17 protein-coding genes and 1 pseudogene are annotated in these 19073 nt (G+C 72.3%); 11 read left to right on the forward strand and 7 right to left on the reverse strand.

Annotated features, from left to right (window positions below; translation table 11 throughout):
- The coding region (locus LE548_RS01280) for an RNA polymerase sigma factor SigF (RefSeq protein WP_225094691.1) at positions 1 to 768 on the reverse strand (768 nt) is incomplete at its 3' end.
- A 255-nt stretch (positions 769 to 1023) separates the two neighbouring features.
- Between LE548_RS01280 and LE548_RS01285 the strand changes: the two genes are divergently transcribed.
- From LE548_RS01285 to LE548_RS01310, 6 genes are all read left to right on the forward strand, one after another.
- Complete coding sequence (locus LE548_RS01285) at positions 1024 to 2553, forward strand: bifunctional phosphatase PAP2/diacylglycerol kinase family protein (protein WP_225094692.1); 1530 nt, start codon at positions 1024 to 1026, stop codon at positions 2551 to 2553.
- A gap of 205 nt (positions 2554 to 2758) precedes the next feature.
- Entirely contained in the window at positions 2759 to 3559 is an 801-nt protein-coding gene (locus LE548_RS01290; protein WP_225094693.1) for a TIGR03557 family F420-dependent LLM class oxidoreductase, read from the forward strand.
- A 23-nt stretch (positions 3560 to 3582) separates the two neighbouring features.
- A complete protein-coding gene (locus tag LE548_RS01295; RefSeq protein WP_225094694.1) occupies positions 3583 to 4674 on the forward strand; it encodes an enolase C-terminal domain-like protein in 1092 nt (363 codons plus the stop codon).
- Positions 4675 to 4744: 70 nt separating this feature from the next.
- Positions 4745 to 5023 carry a hypothetical protein gene (locus LE548_RS01300; protein ID WP_225094695.1) on the forward strand — a complete coding sequence of 93 codons (279 nt, stop codon included), beginning with the start codon at positions 4745 to 4747 and terminating at the stop codon, positions 5021 to 5023.
- 75 nt (positions 5024 to 5098) lie between these two features.
- Entirely contained in the window at positions 5099 to 7384 is a 2286-nt protein-coding gene (locus tag LE548_RS01305) for an FdhF/YdeP family oxidoreductase (RefSeq protein ID WP_225094696.1), read from the forward strand.
- 59 nt (positions 7385 to 7443) lie between these two features.
- A complete protein-coding gene (locus LE548_RS01310; protein ID WP_225094697.1) occupies positions 7444 to 7770 on the forward strand; it encodes a plasmid stabilization protein in 327 nt (108 codons plus the stop codon).
- A gap of 18 nt (positions 7771 to 7788) precedes the next feature.
- Here LE548_RS01310 and LE548_RS01315 read toward each other — a convergent pair whose 3' ends face one another.
- The gene (locus LE548_RS01315) at positions 7789 to 9012 is read right to left on the reverse strand and encodes a saccharopine dehydrogenase family protein (protein ID WP_225094698.1); all 1224 of its coding nucleotides are present in this window, start codon (positions 9010 to 9012) and stop codon (positions 7789 to 7791) included.
- A gap of 146 nt (positions 9013 to 9158) precedes the next feature.
- Between LE548_RS01315 and LE548_RS01320 the strand changes: the two genes are divergently transcribed.
- From LE548_RS01320 to LE548_RS01345, 5 genes and pseudogenes are all read left to right on the forward strand, one after another.
- Complete coding sequence (locus tag LE548_RS01320) at positions 9159 to 9866, forward strand: TetR/AcrR family transcriptional regulator (protein WP_225094699.1); 708 nt, start codon at positions 9159 to 9161, stop codon at positions 9864 to 9866.
- A gap of 263 nt (positions 9867 to 10129) precedes the next feature.
- Positions 10130 to 10270, forward strand: a complete 141-nt coding sequence (locus LE548_RS01330; RefSeq protein ID WP_225094979.1) for a hypothetical protein — start codon at positions 10130 to 10132, stop codon at positions 10268 to 10270.
- A gap of 109 nt (positions 10271 to 10379) precedes the next feature.
- Positions 10380 to 11183 carry a polyphosphate kinase 2 gene (ppk2, locus tag LE548_RS01335; RefSeq protein WP_225094700.1) on the forward strand — a complete coding sequence of 268 codons (804 nt, stop codon included), beginning with the start codon at positions 10380 to 10382 and terminating at the stop codon, positions 11181 to 11183.
- A gap of 540 nt (positions 11184 to 11723) precedes the next feature.
- A complete protein-coding gene (locus tag LE548_RS01340; RefSeq protein ID WP_225094701.1) occupies positions 11724 to 12161 on the forward strand; it encodes a VOC family protein in 438 nt (145 codons plus the stop codon).
- A 34-nt stretch (positions 12162 to 12195) separates the two neighbouring features.
- A pseudogene (locus LE548_RS01345) lies at positions 12196 to 12282 on the forward strand (ferredoxin); the annotation flags it as partial.
- Positions 12283 to 12623: 341 nt separating this feature from the next.
- Here the strand turns inward: LE548_RS01345 and LE548_RS01350 are convergent.
- The 5 genes from LE548_RS01350 to LE548_RS01370 form a co-directional block, all read right to left on the reverse strand.
- Positions 12624 to 13889 carry an FAD-dependent oxidoreductase gene (locus tag LE548_RS01350; protein WP_225094702.1) on the reverse strand — a complete coding sequence of 422 codons (1266 nt, stop codon included), beginning with the start codon at positions 13887 to 13889 and terminating at the stop codon, positions 12624 to 12626.
- An 82-nt stretch (positions 13890 to 13971) separates the two neighbouring features.
- Positions 13972 to 15147 carry an XdhC family protein gene (locus tag LE548_RS01355; protein WP_225094703.1) on the reverse strand — a complete coding sequence of 392 codons (1176 nt, stop codon included), beginning with the start codon at positions 15145 to 15147 and terminating at the stop codon, positions 13972 to 13974.
- Positions 15140 to 17314: a xanthine dehydrogenase family protein molybdopterin-binding subunit gene (locus LE548_RS01360; RefSeq protein ID WP_225094704.1), complete on the reverse strand. Its 2175-nt coding sequence runs from the start codon at positions 17312 to 17314 to the stop codon at positions 15140 to 15142. Before LE548_RS01360 ends, LE548_RS01355 begins: the two co-directional genes overlap by 8 nt.
- Positions 17311 to 18303 (reverse strand): xanthine dehydrogenase family protein subunit M, encoded by a 993-nt coding sequence (locus LE548_RS01365; RefSeq protein ID WP_225094705.1) that lies wholly within the window; start codon positions 18301 to 18303, stop codon positions 17311 to 17313. The genes LE548_RS01360 and LE548_RS01365 overlap by 4 nt, the downstream gene beginning before the upstream one ends.
- Positions 18300 to 18872: a (2Fe-2S)-binding protein gene (locus tag LE548_RS01370; protein WP_225094706.1), complete on the reverse strand. Its 573-nt coding sequence runs from the start codon at positions 18870 to 18872 to the stop codon at positions 18300 to 18302. The genes LE548_RS01365 and LE548_RS01370 overlap by 4 nt, the downstream gene beginning before the upstream one ends.
- Positions 18873 to 19073: the final 201 nt, after the last annotated feature.

Genomic DNA, 19073 nt, shown 5'->3' on the forward strand with positions numbered 1-19073 from the left:
GCGCAGTTGGTGGCAGCAGCGGTTGATCAGCCGGGAGACGTGCATCTGCGAGATGCCGAGCTGCTCGGCGATGTGGCTCTGGGTCATGTCCTTGAAGAACCTCATGTACAGGATGGCGCGTTCACGCTCGGGCAGGGCCTCCAGACGGGGCTTGACGGCCTCGCGGTCCACGACGGTGTCGAGGGCCGGGTCACAGGCGCCCAGTGCGTCGGCGAGCGAGTAGCCGTCGTCGCTGCCGGGGACCTCCGCGTCGAGGGACAGCGCGCTGAAGCTCTCCAGTGCCTCCAGCCCGACCTGGACGTCCTCCTCGCTCAGATCGGCCTCCTCGGCGATCTCGCGCACGCTGGGCAAGTGGTCCGAGGTGCTCCGGGACAGGTCCTGGCAGGCGGTGCGCACGCGGTTGCGCAGGTCCTGGACCCGGCGCGGCACATGCACGGTCCACATGTGGTCGCGGAAGTGCCGCTTGATCTCTCCGGTCACCGTCGGAACGGCGTAACTCTCGAAGGCGTGGCCGCGCCCGGGGTCGTAGCGGTCGACCGCCTTGACCAGTCCGAGGGCCGCGACCTGGCGCAAGTCCTCGAAGCTCTCGCCCCGGCTGCGGAACCGCCCCGCGATCCGGTCGGCCATGGGCAGCCACGCCTCCACCAGCTCCTCACGGAGTACGTCGCGCTGGTGTCCCGGGGGCAGCGCGGCGAGCCGGCGGAAGGCCTGCTCGGTATCGGGGGCGTCGTCATGCGGATGGTGCTGCGCGCTTGTACGGGTTCGCATGGTGCGTCGCACCTCTCTTGCGAGGGATGAACGATCACCGTGGACTTGCGACCGTGTTTCGGACGGCCGCATCCGGGCGACGACGTCGTCGCTCCCACGGATGTGCCTCCTGTCCGAAACACTCTGTTTGTCCCCTGCCCCTGAGCCTGGGCCGTAAACCCCTCGCGCCGGGGCAACGTACAGGTGCCCGGCCGTGACCCATCGTGGCTTCTGCCCGCGCGCATGGCGCGGAGGCGGGCGGGCACTCGGTTCCGCATGACAGGGGATGCCGGCCTCACTGCACCGCGTCCCGGCGGACGCGGGCCCGTCGCGCTGCTGCTCGCGCAGGACCGGCGGCTGTTCGACACGGCCGCGGCCCTGCACTGGCCCGCCGCCGAACGCGTTCTGCCCCGGCTCAGCCGCGCCGCCGACCATGGCGTTCTGTGGTTCGCCACGGCCGCGGCCATCGCCGCGAGCGGCACTCCGCGTGCCCGGCCTGCCGCCGCGCGGGGCCTCGCCTCCCTGACGGTGGCCTCGCTGACCATCAACACGATCGGCAAACGCTCGGTACGCCGCCCGCGCCCCGCGCTGGACGTCGTCCCGCTCGTCCGTCAGCTGAAGCGCCGGCCGATCACCACCTCCTTCCCCTCGGGCCACTCGGCGTCCGCCGCCGCCTTCGCGGCCGGGGTCGCGCTGGAGTCGCCCCGCTGGGGTGCCGCCGTCGCCCCGGTCGCCTTCTCCGTCGCCCTGTCCCGCGTCTACACCGGCGTCCACTTCCCCGGTGACGTCCTCGCGGGCGCAGTGCTGGGCGCGGGCGCCGCCCTCGCCGTACAGGCGGTCGTACCGGCGAGGGCCGCGGCCGGCCCGGCGGCCCGGAGCCGCGCCGAGGCGCCCGCGCTGCCCGACGGGGCGGGTCTGGTGGTCGTGGCCAACACCGCCGCCGGCCGTGCGGAGTCCGTCCGCGCTCTCCAGGCCGTCCTGCCGGAGGCGGAGGTCGTGCTCTGCGAACCGTCCCGGCTGCGGGCCGAGTTGGACAGGGCGGCGGCGCTCGCCCGGGTGCTCGGCGTATGCGGCGGCGACGGCACCGTGAACGCGGCGGCCGAGGTGGCCGTCCGCCGGGGCCTGCCGCTCGCCGTCCTGCCCGGGGGCACACTCAACCACTTCGCCCGGGACCTGGGCGTGGAAGACGTACGAGATCTCGGCCGGGCTCTGGCGCGCGGCCACGCGGTGCGCGTGGACGTGGGACGGTTCACCTCCGGCGGCACGCAGGGTCTCTTCCTCAACAACTGCAGCCTGGGCGTGTATCCGGAGCTGGTGCGCGAGCGCGACCGCTGGTCGCACCGGATCGGCGGCTGGCCGGCCGGGGTACTCGCGGCCCTGCACGTCCTGCGGGCCGGCCGGCACCCGCTGACGGCCGAACTCGACGGCTCTGTCCGCCCGTTGTGGCTGCTGTACGCCGGGAACGGCATCTACCGCCGCAGGGGTCTGGACCCGGGCCACCGGGATGATCTGGCGGACGGACGGCTCGATGTACGGGTGGTGCACGGCGGACGGCACCCGGCGCTGCGGCTGCTCGCCGCCGCTGTCGCGGGCCCGCTCAGCCGCTCCCGGACCCACGCGGCGGTCCAGCGGGACCGGCTGACCGTGACGGGACTGCCGCCGGGCACGCTCCTCGCCCACGACGGCGAAGTCACCGGTGTGGACGGCACGGTGACGCTGGAGAAACTGCCCGAGGCCCTGACGGTGTACCGGCCGCCGCGCGCTCGCCGCCGGTCACGGGTGAACCTCCGCCGTGATCATGCCTGATCGTCGCATTCGGGGAAACCCGTCGCTCAGGAGGTTCATGTGAGGGGGATGGTTCCCCTCATGTGGCTCCTGGGATTCCTGGTGCGGAGCATGTGTGCTCCGGGAAGGAAGTGCCCCCGGAGCGCGCTTTTGCTGTTTCCGCCCCCGCACGCCGGTTACCCGAAAGGGGACATGGCTTCGCTCTCGGTGGTGGAGGTGAGTGCGTATGCCGGAGTACGGATATTTCCTCCCGTGCGAGGAATTCAGTCCGGACGACCTGATCGAGCAGGCCGGAGCCGCCTCCCTGCGGATCCGTCCCTCGGTGGTGGCCGCAGCGACCTGCGCGATGACGGGCCCCTTCCGGCTGGGTGTCGGCTCGGGTGAGGCGCTCAACGAGCATGTTCTCGGCGGGCCGTGGCCGCCCGCGCGTGTGCGGCTGGAGATGCTGGAGGAGGCGATCCAGGTGATGCGCCGGCTGTTCTCCGGCGAGGAGGTCAGCCACGACAGCCCCCGCTCCACGGTGGAGAACGCCCGCCTCTGCACGGTCCCCGACGAACCGGTGCCCGTCGACGTCTCCGGCTTCGGCCCCCAGTGGACCCGGCTCGCCGCACGCGTCGGCGACGGCTCCATCACGACGATGCCCGACGAGGCGCTGGTGTCCCCGTTCCTGAAGGTCGGTGGCGCCGGCAAGATGATCAGCGGCGGCACCAAGGTCTGTTACGGCCCTGACCGGGACGAAGCGGTGCGCACGGCTCGCCGGCTGTGGTTCGACGAGGTGCTGCCCGGCGAGATGAGCCGGATACTGCCCTCGCCTCGCCACTTCGAACAGCTGGAGCCGCTCGTCACGGAGAGGATGGTCCGCGAGAACGTGGTGTGCGGGGACGACGTCGACGCCCGTCCAGCCGCACTGAACGCCTTCGCGGAGGCCGGATTCGACCGGGTCCACGTCACTCGGATCGGCCCCGGCCAACGTGGATTCTTCGACTTCTACCGCACAAAGGTGCTGCCGCAGCTCGCTCGCGACTGACGTCAGTTCCGGTCAGGTACGCGATGAAACTCCGCCGACCCGCCGTGTCCGTGTACACGGTGCCGACCGACGCCCCCGAGGCGGACGGCACGCTGTCGTGGGACTCGACGACCATGGTGATCGCCGAGGTCACGGCCGGCGACGCCACCGGCACGGGCTGGACGTACGGCCCGGCCGCCGTCGGACTCATGCTCGGCGAGCACCTCGCTCCCCTGGTCGAGGGCCATGACGCGCTGGACATCCCGGCGCTGCACGACGCGATGTGCAGGTCGGTGCGGAACGCGGGCCGCCCCGGGATCACCGCGTGCGCGATCTCGGCGCTGGACATCGCCCTGTGGGACCTCAAGGCGCGCCTCCTGGGCCTGCCCCTCGTCAGCCTCCTGGGCGCGGCCCGCACACGGGTCGCGGTGTACGGCAGCGGCGGGTTCACGACCTATCACGACCGGCGGCTCGCCGAGCAGGTCGACGACTGGGTGCACCGCCAGCACATTCCCCGCGTCAAGATCAAGATCGGCGGAGGCTGGGGCCACGAGACCCAGTGGGACCTCTCCCGGGTACGTACCGCCCGCCGGGCCATCGGTCCCGAGGCCGAGCTGTACGTCGACGCCAACGGCGCCTACTCCCGCAAACAGGCGCTGCGGATCGGGGACGGGCTCGCCGAGTACGACGTCCGCTGGTTCGAGGAGCCCGTCTCCTCGGACGACCTGGCCGGTCTGCGGCTGCTCCGCGACACCCTGCCGTGCGACGTGACCGCCGGTGAATACGGTTACGACCTGCCCTACTTCGCGCGCATGATCGCGGCACATGCCGTGGACTGTCTCCAGATCGACGCGACGCGCTGCGGCGGCATCACCGAGTTCCTGCGGGCCGCCGCCCTGGCCCAGGCCCACGGGCTGGAGGTCTCCGCCCACTGCGCGCCGCACGCCCATGCCGCCGTGTCGGCCTCGATTCCCAACCTCCGGCACATCGAGTGGTTCCACGACCATGTGCGGATCGAGTCGATGTTCTTCGACGGTGCGCTGGACCCGACAGGAGGGACGGTCCAGCCGGAGCAGGGCCCCGGACACGGGCTGACCCTGCGGACGGGCGAGGCGGAGAAGTTCCGGGTCGCCTGACAGCGGCAGGTATCAGGTACCCGGTAGCCGGTACTCGTCGGAAAGAGAACTTCTTGAGGAGATGAATCGGATGCTGTTCCTCGGACTGCTCCTCATCGCCGGGACGGCCGCCTTCACGGCCCTGGCGATCAGCGACAACCTGTCGGGCGGCGCGGGCCAGACCGTGTCGGTGCTCGGCCACGACATCGCCACCCTCGGCCCGCTCGCCCTCTTCTGCTCGGGCCTCGCGCTGGCGCTCATCTTCTGTCTCGGCATGGCCATGACGGCCGGCGGAGTGGCACACCACCGTCGTCCGCACCGGAAGCACCGCAGGACCGCCGCCGGGCCGACCGTCGGAACCCGGGCCTGATGCCCCTGGCCGGCCGGTCCTCGGCTCCAGTGGCCCACGCGGGCGGACGTGGCAGCATGGGCGGCGGAGGCAGCCATGGCTGAGCAACCGACCGAGCCGAGCGGCACACGCGCCTCGGGCCCCCGGAGGTCCAGCGTCGGCGTGCACGGCATCGCCGAATCCGCGCGCTACTCCCTCGCGGAGATGGGGCCGAGACGGAGTCTGCTGACGCTGCTGTCGGTGAACCACGTCGACGGATTCGACTGCCCGAGCTGCGCGTGGGGCGAGCCCGATCCGGAGCATCGCAAGGCCGCGGAGTTCTGCGAGAACGGCGCGAAGGCCATCGCCTGGGAGGCCACCCGCAAACGGGTCGACGCAACCTTCTTCGCCGAGCACTCCGTGGCCGAGCTGCGGGAACGGGACGGGCACTGGCTGGAGTCCCAGGGCCGGCTCGCCCAGCCGATGCACCTCGCCCCCGGTGCCGCCCACTACACGCCCATCACCTGGGACGACGCGCTCGAACTCACCGCCGCCCGACTGCGTGACCTGAACGATCCGAATCGCGCCGTCTTCTACACCAGCGGCCGCACCAGCAATGAGGCGGCCTTCCTCTACCAGCTGCTCGCACGCCGCTTCGGCACCAACAACCTGCCGGACTGCTCGAACATGTGCCACGAGTCGAGCGGCGCGGCCCTGACCGAGACTCTCGGCGCCGGAAAGGGCCTGATCTCGTACGACGACATCACCGAGCACGCCGACCTGATCATCATCGTGGGTCAGAACCCCGGCACCAGCCACCCCCGTATGCTCACGGCGCTGGAACAGGCGAAGCGGCGCGGCGCCCGGATCATCGCCGCCAACCCGCTCCCCGAAGCCGGTTTCGGCCGCTTCCACAACCCACAGACCGCACGCGGACTGATCGGCCCGGGCACGCGGCTCGCGGACCGCCACCTCCCGGTGCGTGTCAACGGCGACCTGGCCCTGTTCGCGGGCCTGAACCGGGCCCTGATCGACCGGGAGGACGCCCGGCCGGGCTCCGTCCTCGACCACGACTTCATCGACCGGTACTGCGACGGCTTCGAGGCCGCCGTGGCCGCCTGGCGCGCCCTGGCCTGGTCGCGGATCGAGAAGCTGAGCGGTGTGTCCCGGCACCGTATCGAGGCGGTCGCCGACGAGGTGATCGCCGCCGACCGGGTGGTCGTCTGCTGGGCGATGGGCCTCACCCAGCACCGCAACGCGGTCGCCACCCTCCGCGAGATCGTCGACTTCCTGCTGCTGCGCGGAAACATCGGACGCCCCGGCACCGGGCCCGCCCCGATCCGCGGACACAGCAACGTCCAGGGCGACCGCACCATGGGCATCTGGGAGCGGATGCCGGACGCGTTCCTCGACAGGCTCCGCGACGAGTTCGGCTTCGACCCGCCCCGCGCCCACGGCCTGGACACCGTCGACTCGATCCGGGCCATGCGTGACGGCGAGGTCGACGTCTTCATCGGCCTCGGCGGCAACTTCGCCTCGGCCACCCCCGACACACAGGTCACCGAGGCCGCACTGGCCAACTGTGCCCTCACCGTCCACATCGCGACCAAACTGAACCGGTCCCATCTCTGCCACGGCACCGAGGCCCTGCTGCTGCCCTGCCTCGGCCGCACGGAGCGCGACCGGCAGGCCTCGGGCGAGCAGTTCGTCACCGTCGAGGACACCATGGCGATGGTGCACGCCTCGCACGGTCGGCTCCCTCCCGGGTCACCGCACCTGCGCAGCGAGGTCGCGATCGTCGCCGGCCTCGGCCGCGCGCTCTTCGGCGACGGCCTCGGCTGGCGCGCCATGCGCGACGACTACGCCGTGATCCGCCGCCACATCGAGCACATCGTCCCCGGATTCCACGCCTTCGAGGAGCGCGTCCGGCAGCCCGGCGGCTTCATGCTCCCCCGCGCCCCACGCGACTCCCGCACCTTCCCCACGGACAGCGGCAAGGCGCACTTCACGGTCAACCCGCCGACCGCGGCCGAGGTACCCGAGGGACACCTGCTGCTGACGACGGTGCGCTCGCACGACCAGTTCAACACCACCGTCTACGGCTTCGACGACCGTTACCGTGGCATCAGCGGAGGGCGGCGGGTCGTCTTCCTCAACCAGGAAGACCTGCGCGAACTCCACCTCCACGACGGCGATCTGGTCGACCTCGTCAGCGTCAACCCCGACGGCGAACGCCGGGCGCCCGGCTTCCGCGCCGTCCGCTATCCCACGCCCCGCGGATGCGCCGCCGCCTACTACCCGGAGGCGAACACGCTGGTCGCGCTGGACGCGACGGCCGAGATCAGCAACACCCCCGCCACGAAGTCCATCGTCATCCGCGTCGAGCCCGCAGGCAGAAGCTGATGCCGGCGTGACGGGACCGCTGCCAGGGGTACCCGTGCATCCGGCAGAAAGGAGCTGTCATGCCTGCCGGATCGAGCGCGAAGCGTGAGCGTCAGTACGAGCACATCAAGAAGAGCGCGCAGGAGCGCGGTGAGTCCACGAAGCGGGCCAAGGAGATCGCGTCGCGGACCGTGAACAAGCAACGGGCCAGGTCGGGCGAGAGCGAGAGCGCCGGCAAGACCTCCATCCGCGACCCGAAGTCGGCGTACCAGCGCGGTGGCCAGCGCTCGCACAGCGGCGCGGAGGGCCCTACGAAGGACCAGTTGTACGAGGAGGCCAGGAAGCGTGACATCCACGGGCGCTCCTCGATGACCAAGCAGGAGCTGAAGAACGCGCTCGGCCGCTGAACCGGACCCCGTGAGCGGTCAGCCCTCCTCGCGCAGGCCCCAGGGCGAGCCGTACTCGGTGAGCAGGTCGAGGAAGGGGCGGGGCGGCAGGGCTTCCGGGCCGAGGACGCCCTTGCCGGACCAGGTGCCCGCGGCCAGCAGTTCCAGGGCGACGACCGGGTTGAGGGCCGTCTGCCAGACGACGGCCTGCGAGCCGTACTCGCGCATCGACCACTCATTGTCGACCACGTGGTACAGGTATACCTCGCGCGGCGCCCCGTCCTTCGTGCCCGTGACCCAGGTGCCGGCGCAGGTCTTGCCCGTCATGCGGTCGCCCAGGCCGGCCGGGTCGGGCAGGCAGGCGGCCACCACGTCGCGCGGGGACACCCGCACCGGTCCGTCGTCCCCGCGCACAGTCACCTTGGCCGTCGAGTCGAGGCTCAGTTCGTGCAGGGTCTTCAGCTTGGCGATGAAGTCCCCGCCGAGGCCGTACTTGAAGGTGACCCGGCGTGCGTCCACCCAGCGGGGGATCAGCAGCACCTCTTCGTGTTCGACGTTGACGCACTCCACCGGCCCGATGCCCTCGGGAAAGTCGAAGACCTCGGGCTCGCTGAACGGGGCCGTGGTGAACCAGCCGCGGTCCTTCTCGTAGACCACCGGCGGGTTGAGGCATTCCTCGATGGTGGTCCAGATGCTGAAGGACGGTGCGAAGTCGTAGCCCGCCACGGTCACATTCGCGCCGTCCCGGACGCCGATCTCCTCGATGTCGTCGAAGAGTTCGTCGGCCGCGTACCGGGCGAAGACATCCGACAGCCCCGGCTCGACGCCCATCCCGACCAGCGCCAGTCGTCCGGCCTCGGCCCAGCGCCGGGCCAGCGCGAACTGCTCGTCCCCGAGCTTCACACCGCATTCCTCGTACGGGCGCGAGGCGTGCGGCGCGGACAGGGACATCGCCATGTCCAGGTAGTGCGTGCCGGCTTCCAGGGCCGCCCGGAAGAGCGGCATCACGAACCTGGGGTCCGTGGCGTTGAGCAGGACGTCGCATCGCTCTTCGGTGAGCAGCCGGCGGACCGCGTCCTGGTCGGAAGCGTCCAGCCGCCGTGCGCTGAACCGTCCGCCCCGCTCCCCCAGCGCCGCGACGGCGGCCTCGGCCCGGGCGGGGTCGTAGTCCGCGACGACCATGTGGGTGAGGAAGTCACGGCGGGCCGCGATCCGGGTGACAGCCGTTCCGACGCCGCCCGCGCCCACGAGTAGTACGCGCATCACACACCTCTCTTCGGCTCGTCCAGGAGGCAGGCGCCCGCTGGACACGGCTCGATGCAACGGGATGCGGGGATATAAGGTCAACCGTGTTGGCATAAGGCTCGGCCGGTCGGCACACCTGAACCGGCGGAGGAGGGACGAGCGACGTGGCGAAGCACGTGGTGCCGGAGGCGGCGCGCCGTCGGCGGCGGCCCACGCGGACGGGAACCGTGCTGTCCGAGGAGATCATCGTGGACACCGCCCTACGCGTGCTGCGAGAGCACGGCAGCACCGGGCTGACGGCCCGCCGCCTGGGCATGGCCCTGGGAGCCGACCCCAGCACCCTGTACCGCTACTTCGCCGGGATGGACGACCTGACCCGGGCCATCGGGGACGAGCTGATGGGCCGGGCGCTCGGCAGCTGGGCGGCGACCGGTGACTGGCGCACGGATCTCCGTGCCCTGGGCCGGGCCGTGTACGCCGCCTACCTCGCCCACCCGCAGGCCGCCCTGCTCACCGCCAGCCGGGTCACCGGCCGGCCCCGTGAGATCGCGGTGGACGAGACCATCCTCGGCATCCTGCGCGGCACCGGGCTGCCCGATCCGGTGGCCGTGCGCGTGTACCACGCGTTCATCGACCAGAGTCTGGCGTTCGCCGCGCTCGACGCCGGCTCCCTGGCGCTGACAGCCGAGGCACGTACGCAGGACGAGGAGATGTGGCACACCGCCTACGCCCGGCTGCCCGCCGCGTCGCACCCCAACATCGCCGCCACGGCCCACCTGCTGGCCCGCCGCATGCCGCACAGCGCCTATCCGGCAGCACTGGAGATGCTGCTGGAACACACCGCCGCACAGCTGCCGCCGTCCGGGACGTAAGTCTCAGTCCGCGCCCGGTCATGACGTCCGCCTTGTGCACAGGGCGTCCCGTTCCGGCTGCGACCGGTCAGGTGCGGCACCGGCAACTGAGGTGAGAGCGCGGCGAGTTCAGGATGCGGGGTGGACGGGGCCGGTCGCGTGGGCCGGGGGCGGGGCGATCGTCCGGGCGTCCGCTCGCTCGCCGCCCCACAGCGCGGCAGTCGCCTCCAGGAGACGGGTCCGTTCGAGACCACCTGCCACGGGATCACAGCCCAGGGCTCCCGGTGCCGCCGCGGCCGGTCGCCGGGCCGCCGAGGGGCCGCCCTCCCATCGCCGCCGAGGGCCCGCAGGCGTACCGCGTCCTCGGCGGCGCCGACCAGACCGAACTGTCCACCACGGTCCGCGAGGCTCTGCGCCGGTGCTGAACCGGCCGGGCGACGATCTCCGCCCCCGTCCCACACCCCCTGAGAGCGTGCCGCCCACCCGGCGGCACGCTTTCTCGCCGTCCCGTGCGGCCGAGGGGACAATGGGCACATGACGGACAAGAACGCGGAGCCACTGTCACGCAAGACCTACGAAGCCGAACTCCAGCGTCTGCAGACCGAGTTGGCGAAGATGCAGGAGTGGGTCCGCGCCGAGGGCGCCCGGCTGGTGGTCGTCTTCGAGGGCCGGGACGCAGCGGGCAAGGGCGGTGCCATCCGGCGGGTCACCGAGCGCCTGAACCCGCGTATCGCCCGGATCGCAGCGCTGCCCAAGCCGACGGAGCGCGAGCGCACCCAGTGGTACTTCCAGCGGTACGTCGAGCATCTGCCGGCCGCCGGGGAGATCGTGCTCTTCGACCGGTCCTGGTACAACCGGGCCGGGGTCGAGCGTGTCATGGGTTTCTGCACCAAGGAGGAGCACCAGCTGTTCCTGCGCCAGTGCCCGATCTTCGAGCGGATGCTGATCGAGGACGGGATCCTGCTGCGCAAGTACTGGTTCTCGGTGAGCGACACCGTCCAGCAGGAGCGGTTCCAGCGCCGTCTGGAGGATCCGCTGCGGCGCTGGAAGCTGTCGCCGATGGACCTGGAGTCGATCACCCGCTGGGAGGCGTACTCCCGGGCGAAGGACGAGATGATGGTGCACACCGACATCGCCGAGGCGCCCTGGTACATCGTCGAGAGCGACGACAAGCAACGTGCGCGGCTCAACATGATGGCCCATCTGCTGGCGTCCGTCCCCTACCACGAGGTGCCCCCACCGGTGCTGGAGCTCCCGGAGCGCCCGCCGTCCACCGGCTACGAGCGACCGCCGCGCGATCTGCAGACCTACGTCCCGGACCACACGGCGCAGCTGTGAACTCCGTCGGCTCCGAGGACCGTCGGGTGAGGGGTCGGTGAGAACGCTGGTGACCGCCCATGCGAGGTGGGGCATAAGAGCAAGCAGCACTTGCCGGGTTGCGCAATAATTCAATCCGGCGGGGCAACCTCGGCATCGGGGGAAGGAAGGGCGTTCATGCCGCGTGGGGACATGCAGCGAGTGCGCGATGCGAATCTGCGACTGGGCGCTGCCGTGGCCGAGATCGAGGGACTCTATTCGGCGTTATTGAGGGCGGGTTCCGCCGAACGGCACCAACGGCTGCAGGCGGACCTGGCACGCGCCGCCCGCCGCCTCGCCGCCCTGGCAGCCGTCCCGCCGCAGACACGGCCTCTGCCCCCTGCCCCACGCCGCTCCCGCTGGGGACGCAGACGCGCGCTGGCCGAGCGCGGCGCCGCGTGGATCACGGCACGCTTCGGAGAGGACGTGCGCTGAACACCGGATCCGGGCAGCAAGCCCAGGAGCAAGGCGTACGTCCAACGACCGATCCGCGCCCTCGTGGACGCGTGTCAGTATCGACCCATGTCTCACTCCTGGCCCAGCCATCTCGACGTAGGAGCGGTCCGTTTCGCCCGGCCGACCGCGAGGTACGACGACGTCCTCGTCTTCTACCGTGACGTCCTCGGTCTGCCGGTGCTCGCCCAGTGGCGCGATCACCAGGGCTACGACGGTGTCGTCCTCGGTCTGCCGGGCACCCCGGTGCACATGGAGCTCCTGCAGCACGGCGACCCGCCCCGCATCCCGGAGCCGCACCCGGAGAACCAGCTGGTGCTCTACCTCCGCGACCCCGAAGCCGTCTCCGTCGCCGTCCGGCGGCTGACCGAGGCCGGGCACAGCCCAGTCCCCTCCGCGAACCCCTACTGGCCGGACCACGGCGCCGTCCTCTTCGAGGATCCGGACGGCTGGCACATCGTGCTGGCCCCCTGGGTCTTCGGCGAAGAGCCACCGCCGGCGGGCTGACCAGGCACTGCGAAACGTCCTCGCCCGTCGCGCGGGCAGCGAGGACGGCCGAGGGGACCCGATGGTGAGGGAGGCCGTCCGCGCCTGTCCCGTCCAGGCCATCACGCTCTCGGACGACTAGGAGGCCCCGGTCCGAGGACGAGCCTGCCGGCGTGTCCGGCAGGTGCGCCGTCGGTGTGGCTGCGCACGACGGCTCGGTTCAGACGTGCGACCGGTGATGGGTCGGCGGCCGGCAACCTGTCGTGGAGCTCCGGAGGAGTCGGGGCCGGGCGGTCTCCCGCCGGCAGGGGGCCGGGCGGGCCGGCGCCGCAAGGCTTCACGCCGGCCTCGCCGGCCATCTCCTCGGCCGTTTCCGTCTGTCTGCCGTTTCCGTCCGCCTGCCGTGGCGACGGACGAGCCCGGCGTCGGCAGGACGGGTCCGTTCCGGCAGCGGCCGTCGGACGCCTCGGCCGCACCGTCCGGCTACCCCGGCGGCGCGGCGGTCGCTGAGGGCGTCCGGCGGACCGCCGTCCGCGGTGGCCGTTCCCGCAGGGCGCCGTAGGCGACGAAGTACGCGGGGATCCGGCGGATCCAGCGCGCCTCGGCCACCAGGTGCGCCATGTGCTCGGCCCGTTCCGCGCCGCCGAGCGGTGGCCGGCCCCGCAGGACGGGCGCGATGACGCGCGCGTGGGCAGCCCGCTGGAGGGCCTGGGTGACGACCGTGGCGGGACGGCGGCGGCGCTGCACACGGCGTACGTCGCGCAGGCCGACGCTCCCGCGGCGCAGCGGCTCGGTGAGATACCGGGCGGTGGCCACGGCGTCCTGCACCGCGAGGTTGATGCCGATACCGAAGACCGGGGACATGGCGTGCGCGGCGTCGCCGATGCACAGCAGGCCGGGCCGGTGCCAGCGGCGCAGCCGGTCCAGGCGTACGTCGAGGAGCTTGACCTCGTCCCATGAGCGCAGGGCGTGCACGCGGTCGGCCATCCAGGGGGCGGCGGCGGTGAACTCGGCCAGGAATCGGTCGAGGCCGGCGGCGCGGCGCCGGGTGTCCGTGCCCTTGGGGATGAGTCCGGCGCACTGCCAGTAGTCGCCGCGGTCGATCATCGCGGTCAGGAAGCGGTCACCGGCGGCGCCGACCAGTCCCTGCGGGTCGTCTTCCCGGCGCGGCAGCCGGAACCACCAGGCGTCCATCGGGCAGGAGAAGCGGCGCAGCCGCAGTTCCGGCCGGGAGCGGGCCAGTGAGCCTCGGCCGTCGCAGGCGACGGTGAGCAGGGCGCGCAGCTCACCGGTGCGGCCGTCGGAGGTGCGGTAGCGCACTCCCGTCACGCGTCCGGACTCGACCAGGAAGCAGGTCGCTTCCGTGTTCATCCGCAGGTGGAAGGACGGCTCGCGGCCGGCCTCGTCCGCGAGCAGGTCCAGCAGGTCCCACTGGGGCACCATCGCCACGTAGTTGTAGGGGCCCGGCAGCACGGACAGGTCCGCGACCGTGACCGTCGACCGGCCGGGCCCGACCGGCAGCTGCACGGTGCGGACCCGGCGTTGCGGCAGCCGGGCGAAGCGCTCGGCCAGGCCGAGTTCGTCCAGCAGCGCCAGGGTGGAGGGGTGGACGGTGTCGCCGCGGAAGTCGCGCAGGAAGTCACCGTGCTTTTCCAGCACCGTCACGTCGATACCGGACCGGGCCAGCAGCAGGGCGAGCACCATGCCCGCAGGGCCGCCGCCCACGACGCAGCACGTGGTCCGTTCCATGACAGTCCCGCCCTTCGCGAGAGCAGTGAATCATCGGCGCTTCACCGTTCTTAATTCATCGCCCGATGAATATTCTACTCCTTCAGGCCACCGCCCGCCTCTCCCCTGCCCGGCCGTCGCGGTGGATCGGTGTCTTCGCCCCGGTCAGCGGCGTCCCCGTCCCGCCCCGCCGGAGGGCGACGATCTCCGCCGCGATCGACAGGGCGGTCTCCTCCGGCGTCCGGGCACCGAGGTCGAGGCCGATCGGCGAGCGCAGTCTGGCCAGTTCCGCTTCGGTCACGCCCTCCGAGCGCAGCCGCCGGGCGCGGTCCTCGTGGGTGCGGCGCGAGCCCATCGCACCGATGAAGGCCGCCGGCATCCGCAGGGCCGCCGTCAGCAGGGGGACGTCGAACTTCGCGTCGTGGGTGAGCACGCACAGCACCGTGCGGGCGTCGGTCCCGGCGCGCCGCAGATAGCGGTGCGGCCAGTCGACGACCACCTCGTCCGCCTCGGGGAAGCGGCCCCGGGTGGCGAAGACCGGGCGGGCGTCGCAGACGGTCACGTGATAGCCGAGGAACTTGCCGGCCCGCACCAGCGCCACCGCGAAGTCGACGGCCCCGAACACGATCATGCGCGGGGGCGGCACGTTCGACTCGACCAGCAGGGTGAGACCGCCGGGGCAGTGCGCACCTCCCCCGGACTCCGCCCGGGAGGACCCCCGTCCCGCCGCGCTCGCCGACAGGTCGACCGCGCCGGTGCGGCCCGCCTCCAGCAGGGCGCGAGCCTCGGCCGCCGCCACCCGGTCCAGGTCCGGGTGGCCGCCCAGACCGCCCTCGCTGGTGCCGTCGGGCCGGACCAGCAGGGCGCGTCCGAGGAGTTCGGCCGGGCCGCGGGCGACCCGGGCGAGGGCGACCGGTTCGCGCCGGGCGGCGGCCGACAGGGCCGCCGCCGGCACCGTCCGCGCCCGGCCGGTCATCGGCACGATCAGCACGTCGATCGTCCCGCCGCAGGTCAGACCCACGGCGAAGGCGTCCTCGTCGCTGTACCCGAACCGTTCGAGCACGCTCTGTCCGCTCCGCAGCGCCTCGCGGCACAGGTCGTACACCGCGCCCTCCACACAGCCACCGGAGACCGAGCCGATGACCGTGCCCGCGCTGTCGACGGCGAGGGCGGCGCCGGGTCCGCGCGGCGCGCTGCCGCCGACGGCCACCACGGTCGCGACGGCGAACTCCCGGCCCTCCTCGATCCAGCCGGTCAGCTCCTCGGCCAGGTCAAGCATCCGGCGCCCCCGCGGCGGACCGGCGGATCCCGTCCGCCGGCTTCTGCCTGGCGGCCGACAGCACCCGGTCCGGCCGGATGGGCAGGGTGCGATGGCGTACGCCGGTCGCGTGCCAGACCGCGTTGGCGACGGCGGCCGCGGCGCCGACGATGCCGACCTCGCCGATGCCCTTGATGCCGACCGGGTCGTCGGGATCGGTGTCCTCGATCCAGTCCGCCTCGATGCGGGGCACGTCGGCGTGGGTGGCCACGTGGTAGCCGGCGAGGTCGGCGCCGACGTGGCCGCCCGAGGCGCGGTCCCGGACGGCCTCCTCGTGCAGGGCCATGGAGATGCCCCAGATCATGCCGCCCAGCAACTGCCCCCGTGCGGTGAGCGGGTTGACGATCGGGCCCGCCGCGAAGATGCCGAGCATGCGCCGCACCCGTACCTCGCCGGTGCTGACGTCCACCGCCACCTCGGCGAACTGCGCCCCGAAGGAGTGCCGTTCGGCGGCGGCGAGGGCCGCGACGGCCTCGGTGGTGTCCGAGCGGACCGTGATGCCCTCGGGCGGAATGACGGTGCCCGGAGCGAGCCGCTCCAGCAGTTCGGCGGCCGCGGCCCGGACGGCCCATGACCAGGAGCGGGTGCCCATGGAACCACCCGCGATCATCGCGGGGCCGAAGTCGCTGTCGCCGATGCGCACCCGGACGCGCTCGGGAGCCGTCCGCAGCGCGTCGGCAGCGACCAGCGTGAGTGCGGTACGGGCCCCGGTGCCGATGTCGGCCGCGGAGATCCGGACGGTGAAGGTGCCGTCCGGGTGTGCGGTCGCGGTCGCGGTGGACGGCTGGGCACCGGCCGGGAAGGAGGCCGCCGCCGTGCCCGTACCGAGCAGCCAGCGGCCGTCCCGGCGCAGCCCGGGGCGCGGATCCCGGTCCGCCCAGCCGAACCTGCGGGCGCCCTCCCGGAAGCAGGCGGCCAGATTGCGGCCGGCGAACGGCAGCCCGGAGACCGGGCCCTTGTCGGGTTCGTTGCGCAGGCGCAGCTCGATCGGGTCGAGCCCGCACTTCTCGGCGAGCTCGTCCAGCGCCGCCTCCAGCGCGAACGAACCCGGCGCCTCGCCCGGGGCGCGCATGTAGGTCGGGGTCGGCACGTCGAGCCGTACGACGCGGTTGGCGGTGTGGTGGGCGCCCGCGTCGTACATCACCCGGGCCACCCCCGCACTCGGCTCGACGAACTCGTGCACGGTGGAGGTGAGGCTGACCGAGCGGTGCTCCAGCGCGCGCAGATGTCCGTCGGCGTCGGCACCGAGCCGGACGCGCTGGGCCGTGGGGCTGCGGTAGCCGGCCAGCGAGAACATCTGACGCCGGGTCAGTACCACCCGCACCGGCCGCCCGAGGACGGTCGCGGCCATCACTGCGGCCACCTGGTGGGCGCGCAGGCCCTTGCTGCCGAAGCCGCCGCCGACGTGCTCGGAGCGTACGCGCACCGAGGCGGGGTCGAGCGAGAAGAGGTTCGCGAGCTCGCCGACGACCCAGGTGGCACCCTGATTGGAGTCGATCACCTCCAGCCTGCCGCCGTCCCAGTGGGCGGTCGCCGCATGCGGCTCCATGGGGTTGTGATGCTCTTCGGGGGTGGTGTACTCGGCGTCCACGACGACGGCCGAGGCGGCCAGTTCGGCGTCGAGGTCGCCCTTCTCCGTCACCGCGGGCATGTGCCCGGCCGCCGGGTAGGCGTCGGGGCGCTCGGCGCCGAACTCGATGTCGTGGGGCTCCTGTTCGTAGTGCACCACGAGCGCCTCGGCGGCCTCCCGGGCCTGCTCGGACGTCTCGGCCACGACCAGCGCCACCGGCCAGCCCAGGTGCGGCACCCGGTCGTGCTGGAAGACGGCGCAGGTCAGGTCGGGCCGCATGCCCAGCAGAGAGGTGTAGTCGGTGTGGAGGCGGGGGGCGTTGCGGTGGTCCAGGACGGCGAGGACACCGGGCATGGCGAGGACCGGGTCGGTGTCGAGGCCGCGGATGCGGCCGCGGGCGACCGTGGACAGCACCAGCCAGCCGTACGCGAGGTTCGCGAAGGGCACCTCTCCGGCGTAGCGGGCGGCTCCGGTGACCTTGTCGCGCCCCTCGATGCGGGTGTGTGCCGTGCCGACGGCGGGTGTATGCAGGGAGGTCGGTGTGGTGAGGGTGCTCATCGGGCGGCCTCCTCGGCGAGTTCGGTCAGGACGGCCACCACGAGATTGCGGATCAGGTCCACCTTGTAGCCGTTGTGCCGCAGCGGCCGTGCCGCCGCCAGCTCGGCGTCCGCCGCGGCCTCGTAGGTCGCGGCGCCGGCCGGCGCACCGGCCAGGACCCGCTCGGCCGCCACGGCCCGCCACGGCCGGGAGGCCACGGCACCGAGGGCCAGGCGCGCGTCCCGTACGACGCCGTCGCGGACGTCGAGCGCGGCGGCGAGGGAGCCGAGGGCGAACGCGTACGAGGCACGCTCACGCACCTTGCGATAGCGGGAGTTGGCGGCGACCGGGGCGGGCGGCAGCGTGACGTGCGTGATCAGCGCGCCCGGCGGCAGCGCGGTCTCCAGGTGCGGGGTGTCACCGACGGGCAGATAGAAGTCGGTGAGCGGCAACTCCCCCGGTCCGTCCGGGGTTTCGAAGCGGACGACGGCATCGAAGGCGGTGAGGGCCACGGCCATGTCCGAGGGGTGTACGGCGACGCAGTGACCGGATGCGCCCAGGATCGCGTGGTTGTGGTGTTCGCCCTCGACGGCGGGGCAACCACTGCCGGGAACGCGCTTGTTGCAGGGCTTGGTGACATCGGTGAAGTAGCCGCACCGGGTGCGCTGCAGCAGGTTCCCGCCGACCGTGGCCATGTTGCGCAGCTGACCGGACGCACCCGCCAGCACCGCTTGCGCGAGCGCCGGGTAGCGGCTCCGGACCTCGGGGTGGGCGGCCAGGTCGCCGTTGGTGACGGTGGCGCCGATGCGCAGGCCGCCCTCGGGCGTCGACTCGATGTCGTCGAGCGGGAGTTCACGGATGTCGACCAGCCGGGCGGGCCGCTCCACACCGCTCTTCATGAGGTCGACGAGGTTGGTGCCGCCGCCGAGGAAGCGGGTGTCCGGATCGGCGCCGAGCAGCGCGACGGCTCCGGCGACGTCGGATGCCCGCTGATAGCCGAACTCCCTCATGCCACGGCCTCCTTGACCTCGTCGGCACGGCCGCGGTCCGCTGGGACCCGGGCCGCGCGGCTCACCGCCTCCACGATCGACACATAGGCGCCGCAGCGGCACAGATTGCCGCTCATCCGCTCCCGGATCTCTTCGGCGGTCAGGGCCGGCGGCCCCGCTTCGGGGCGGACGTCCTCGGTGGCGGCGCTCGGCCAGCCCGCCGCGTGTTCCTCGATCACTCCGATCGCCGAGCAGATCTGTCCCGGGGTGCAGTAGCCGCACTGGAAGCCGTCCAGGTCGAGGAACGCCTGCTGGACGGGGTGCAGCGTCTCTCCGTCGGCCACGCCCTCGATGGTGGTGATCTCGCGGTGCTCGGCCGCCACGGCCAGTTGCAGGCAGGCGACCGCCCGGCGCCCGTCCAGCAGGACGGTGCAGGCCCCGCACTGCCCCTGGTCGCAGCCCTTCTTGGTGCCGGTGAGGTCGAGGCGCTCACGGAGTGCGTCGAGCAGGGTGGTGCGGTGGTCGACGGGCAGTGTGTGGGTGGTGCCGTTGATCTTCAACGTGATGACACTGGACGTCGATGGGTCCATGAGTCGCTTCTTTCGTATGTACGGGACAGACGGAAGGGGTGAAGCAGACGTGCGGGATGCTGGGACCGGACAGGGGGCTGCTGGTGACTGCCGCAGGACCGCGTCCGCAGCTATGGTGGACACAACCGGACAGCTGTCCGCTACCTGGAAACGTAACGGACAGCTGTCCGCTTAGCAAGTGTGGGGATTCGGCCACGGACC

It is taken from the genome of Streptomyces sp. CoH27 (assembly GCF_020181035.1).
Lineage (GTDB): Bacteria > Actinomycetota > Actinomycetes > Streptomycetales > Streptomycetaceae > Streptomyces > Streptomyces camelliae.

Bases quoted from the DNA above. Each gene is read 5' to 3' on its own strand.
- LE548_RS01290 (WP_225094693.1), top strand. From the start codon at position 2,759: ATGCCGGAGTACGGATATTTCCTCCCGTGCGAGGAATTCAGTCCGGAC.
- LE548_RS01350 (WP_225094702.1), bottom strand. From the start codon at position 13,889: ATGGAACGGACCACGTGCTGCGTCGTGGGCGGCGGCCCTGCGGGCATG.
- LE548_RS01370 (WP_225094706.1), bottom strand. From the start codon at position 18,872: ATGGACCCATCGACGTCCAGTGTCATCACGTTGAAGATCAACGGCACC.
- ppk2 (WP_225094700.1), top strand. From the start codon at position 10,380: ATGACGGACAAGAACGCGGAGCCACTGTCACGCAAGACCTACGAAGCC.
- LE548_RS01295 (WP_225094694.1), top strand. From the start codon at position 3,583: ATGAAACTCCGCCGACCCGCCGTGTCCGTGTACACGGTGCCGACCGAC.
- LE548_RS01300 (WP_225094695.1), top strand. From the start codon at position 4,745: ATGCTGTTCCTCGGACTGCTCCTCATCGCCGGGACGGCCGCCTTCACG.
- LE548_RS01310 (WP_225094697.1), top strand. From the start codon at position 7,444: ATGCCTGCCGGATCGAGCGCGAAGCGTGAGCGTCAGTACGAGCACATC.
- LE548_RS01315 (WP_225094698.1), bottom strand. From the start codon at position 9,012: ATGCGCGTACTACTCGTGGGCGCGGGCGGCGTCGGAACGGCTGTCACC.
- LE548_RS01360 (WP_225094704.1), bottom strand. From the start codon at position 17,314: ATGAGCACCCTCACCACACCGACCTCCCTGCATACACCCGCCGTCGGC.
- LE548_RS01340 (WP_225094701.1), top strand. From the start codon at position 11,724: ATGTCTCACTCCTGGCCCAGCCATCTCGACGTAGGAGCGGTCCGTTTC.
- LE548_RS01355 (WP_225094703.1), bottom strand. From the start codon at position 15,147: ATGCTTGACCTGGCCGAGGAGCTGACCGGCTGGATCGAGGAGGGCCGG.
- LE548_RS01285 (WP_225094692.1), top strand. From the start codon at position 1,024: ATGACAGGGGATGCCGGCCTCACTGCACCGCGTCCCGGCGGACGCGGG.
- LE548_RS01365 (WP_225094705.1), bottom strand. From the start codon at position 18,303: ATGAGGGAGTTCGGCTATCAGCGGGCATCCGACGTCGCCGGAGCCGTC.
- LE548_RS01305 (WP_225094696.1), top strand. From the start codon at position 5,099: ATGGCTGAGCAACCGACCGAGCCGAGCGGCACACGCGCCTCGGGCCCC.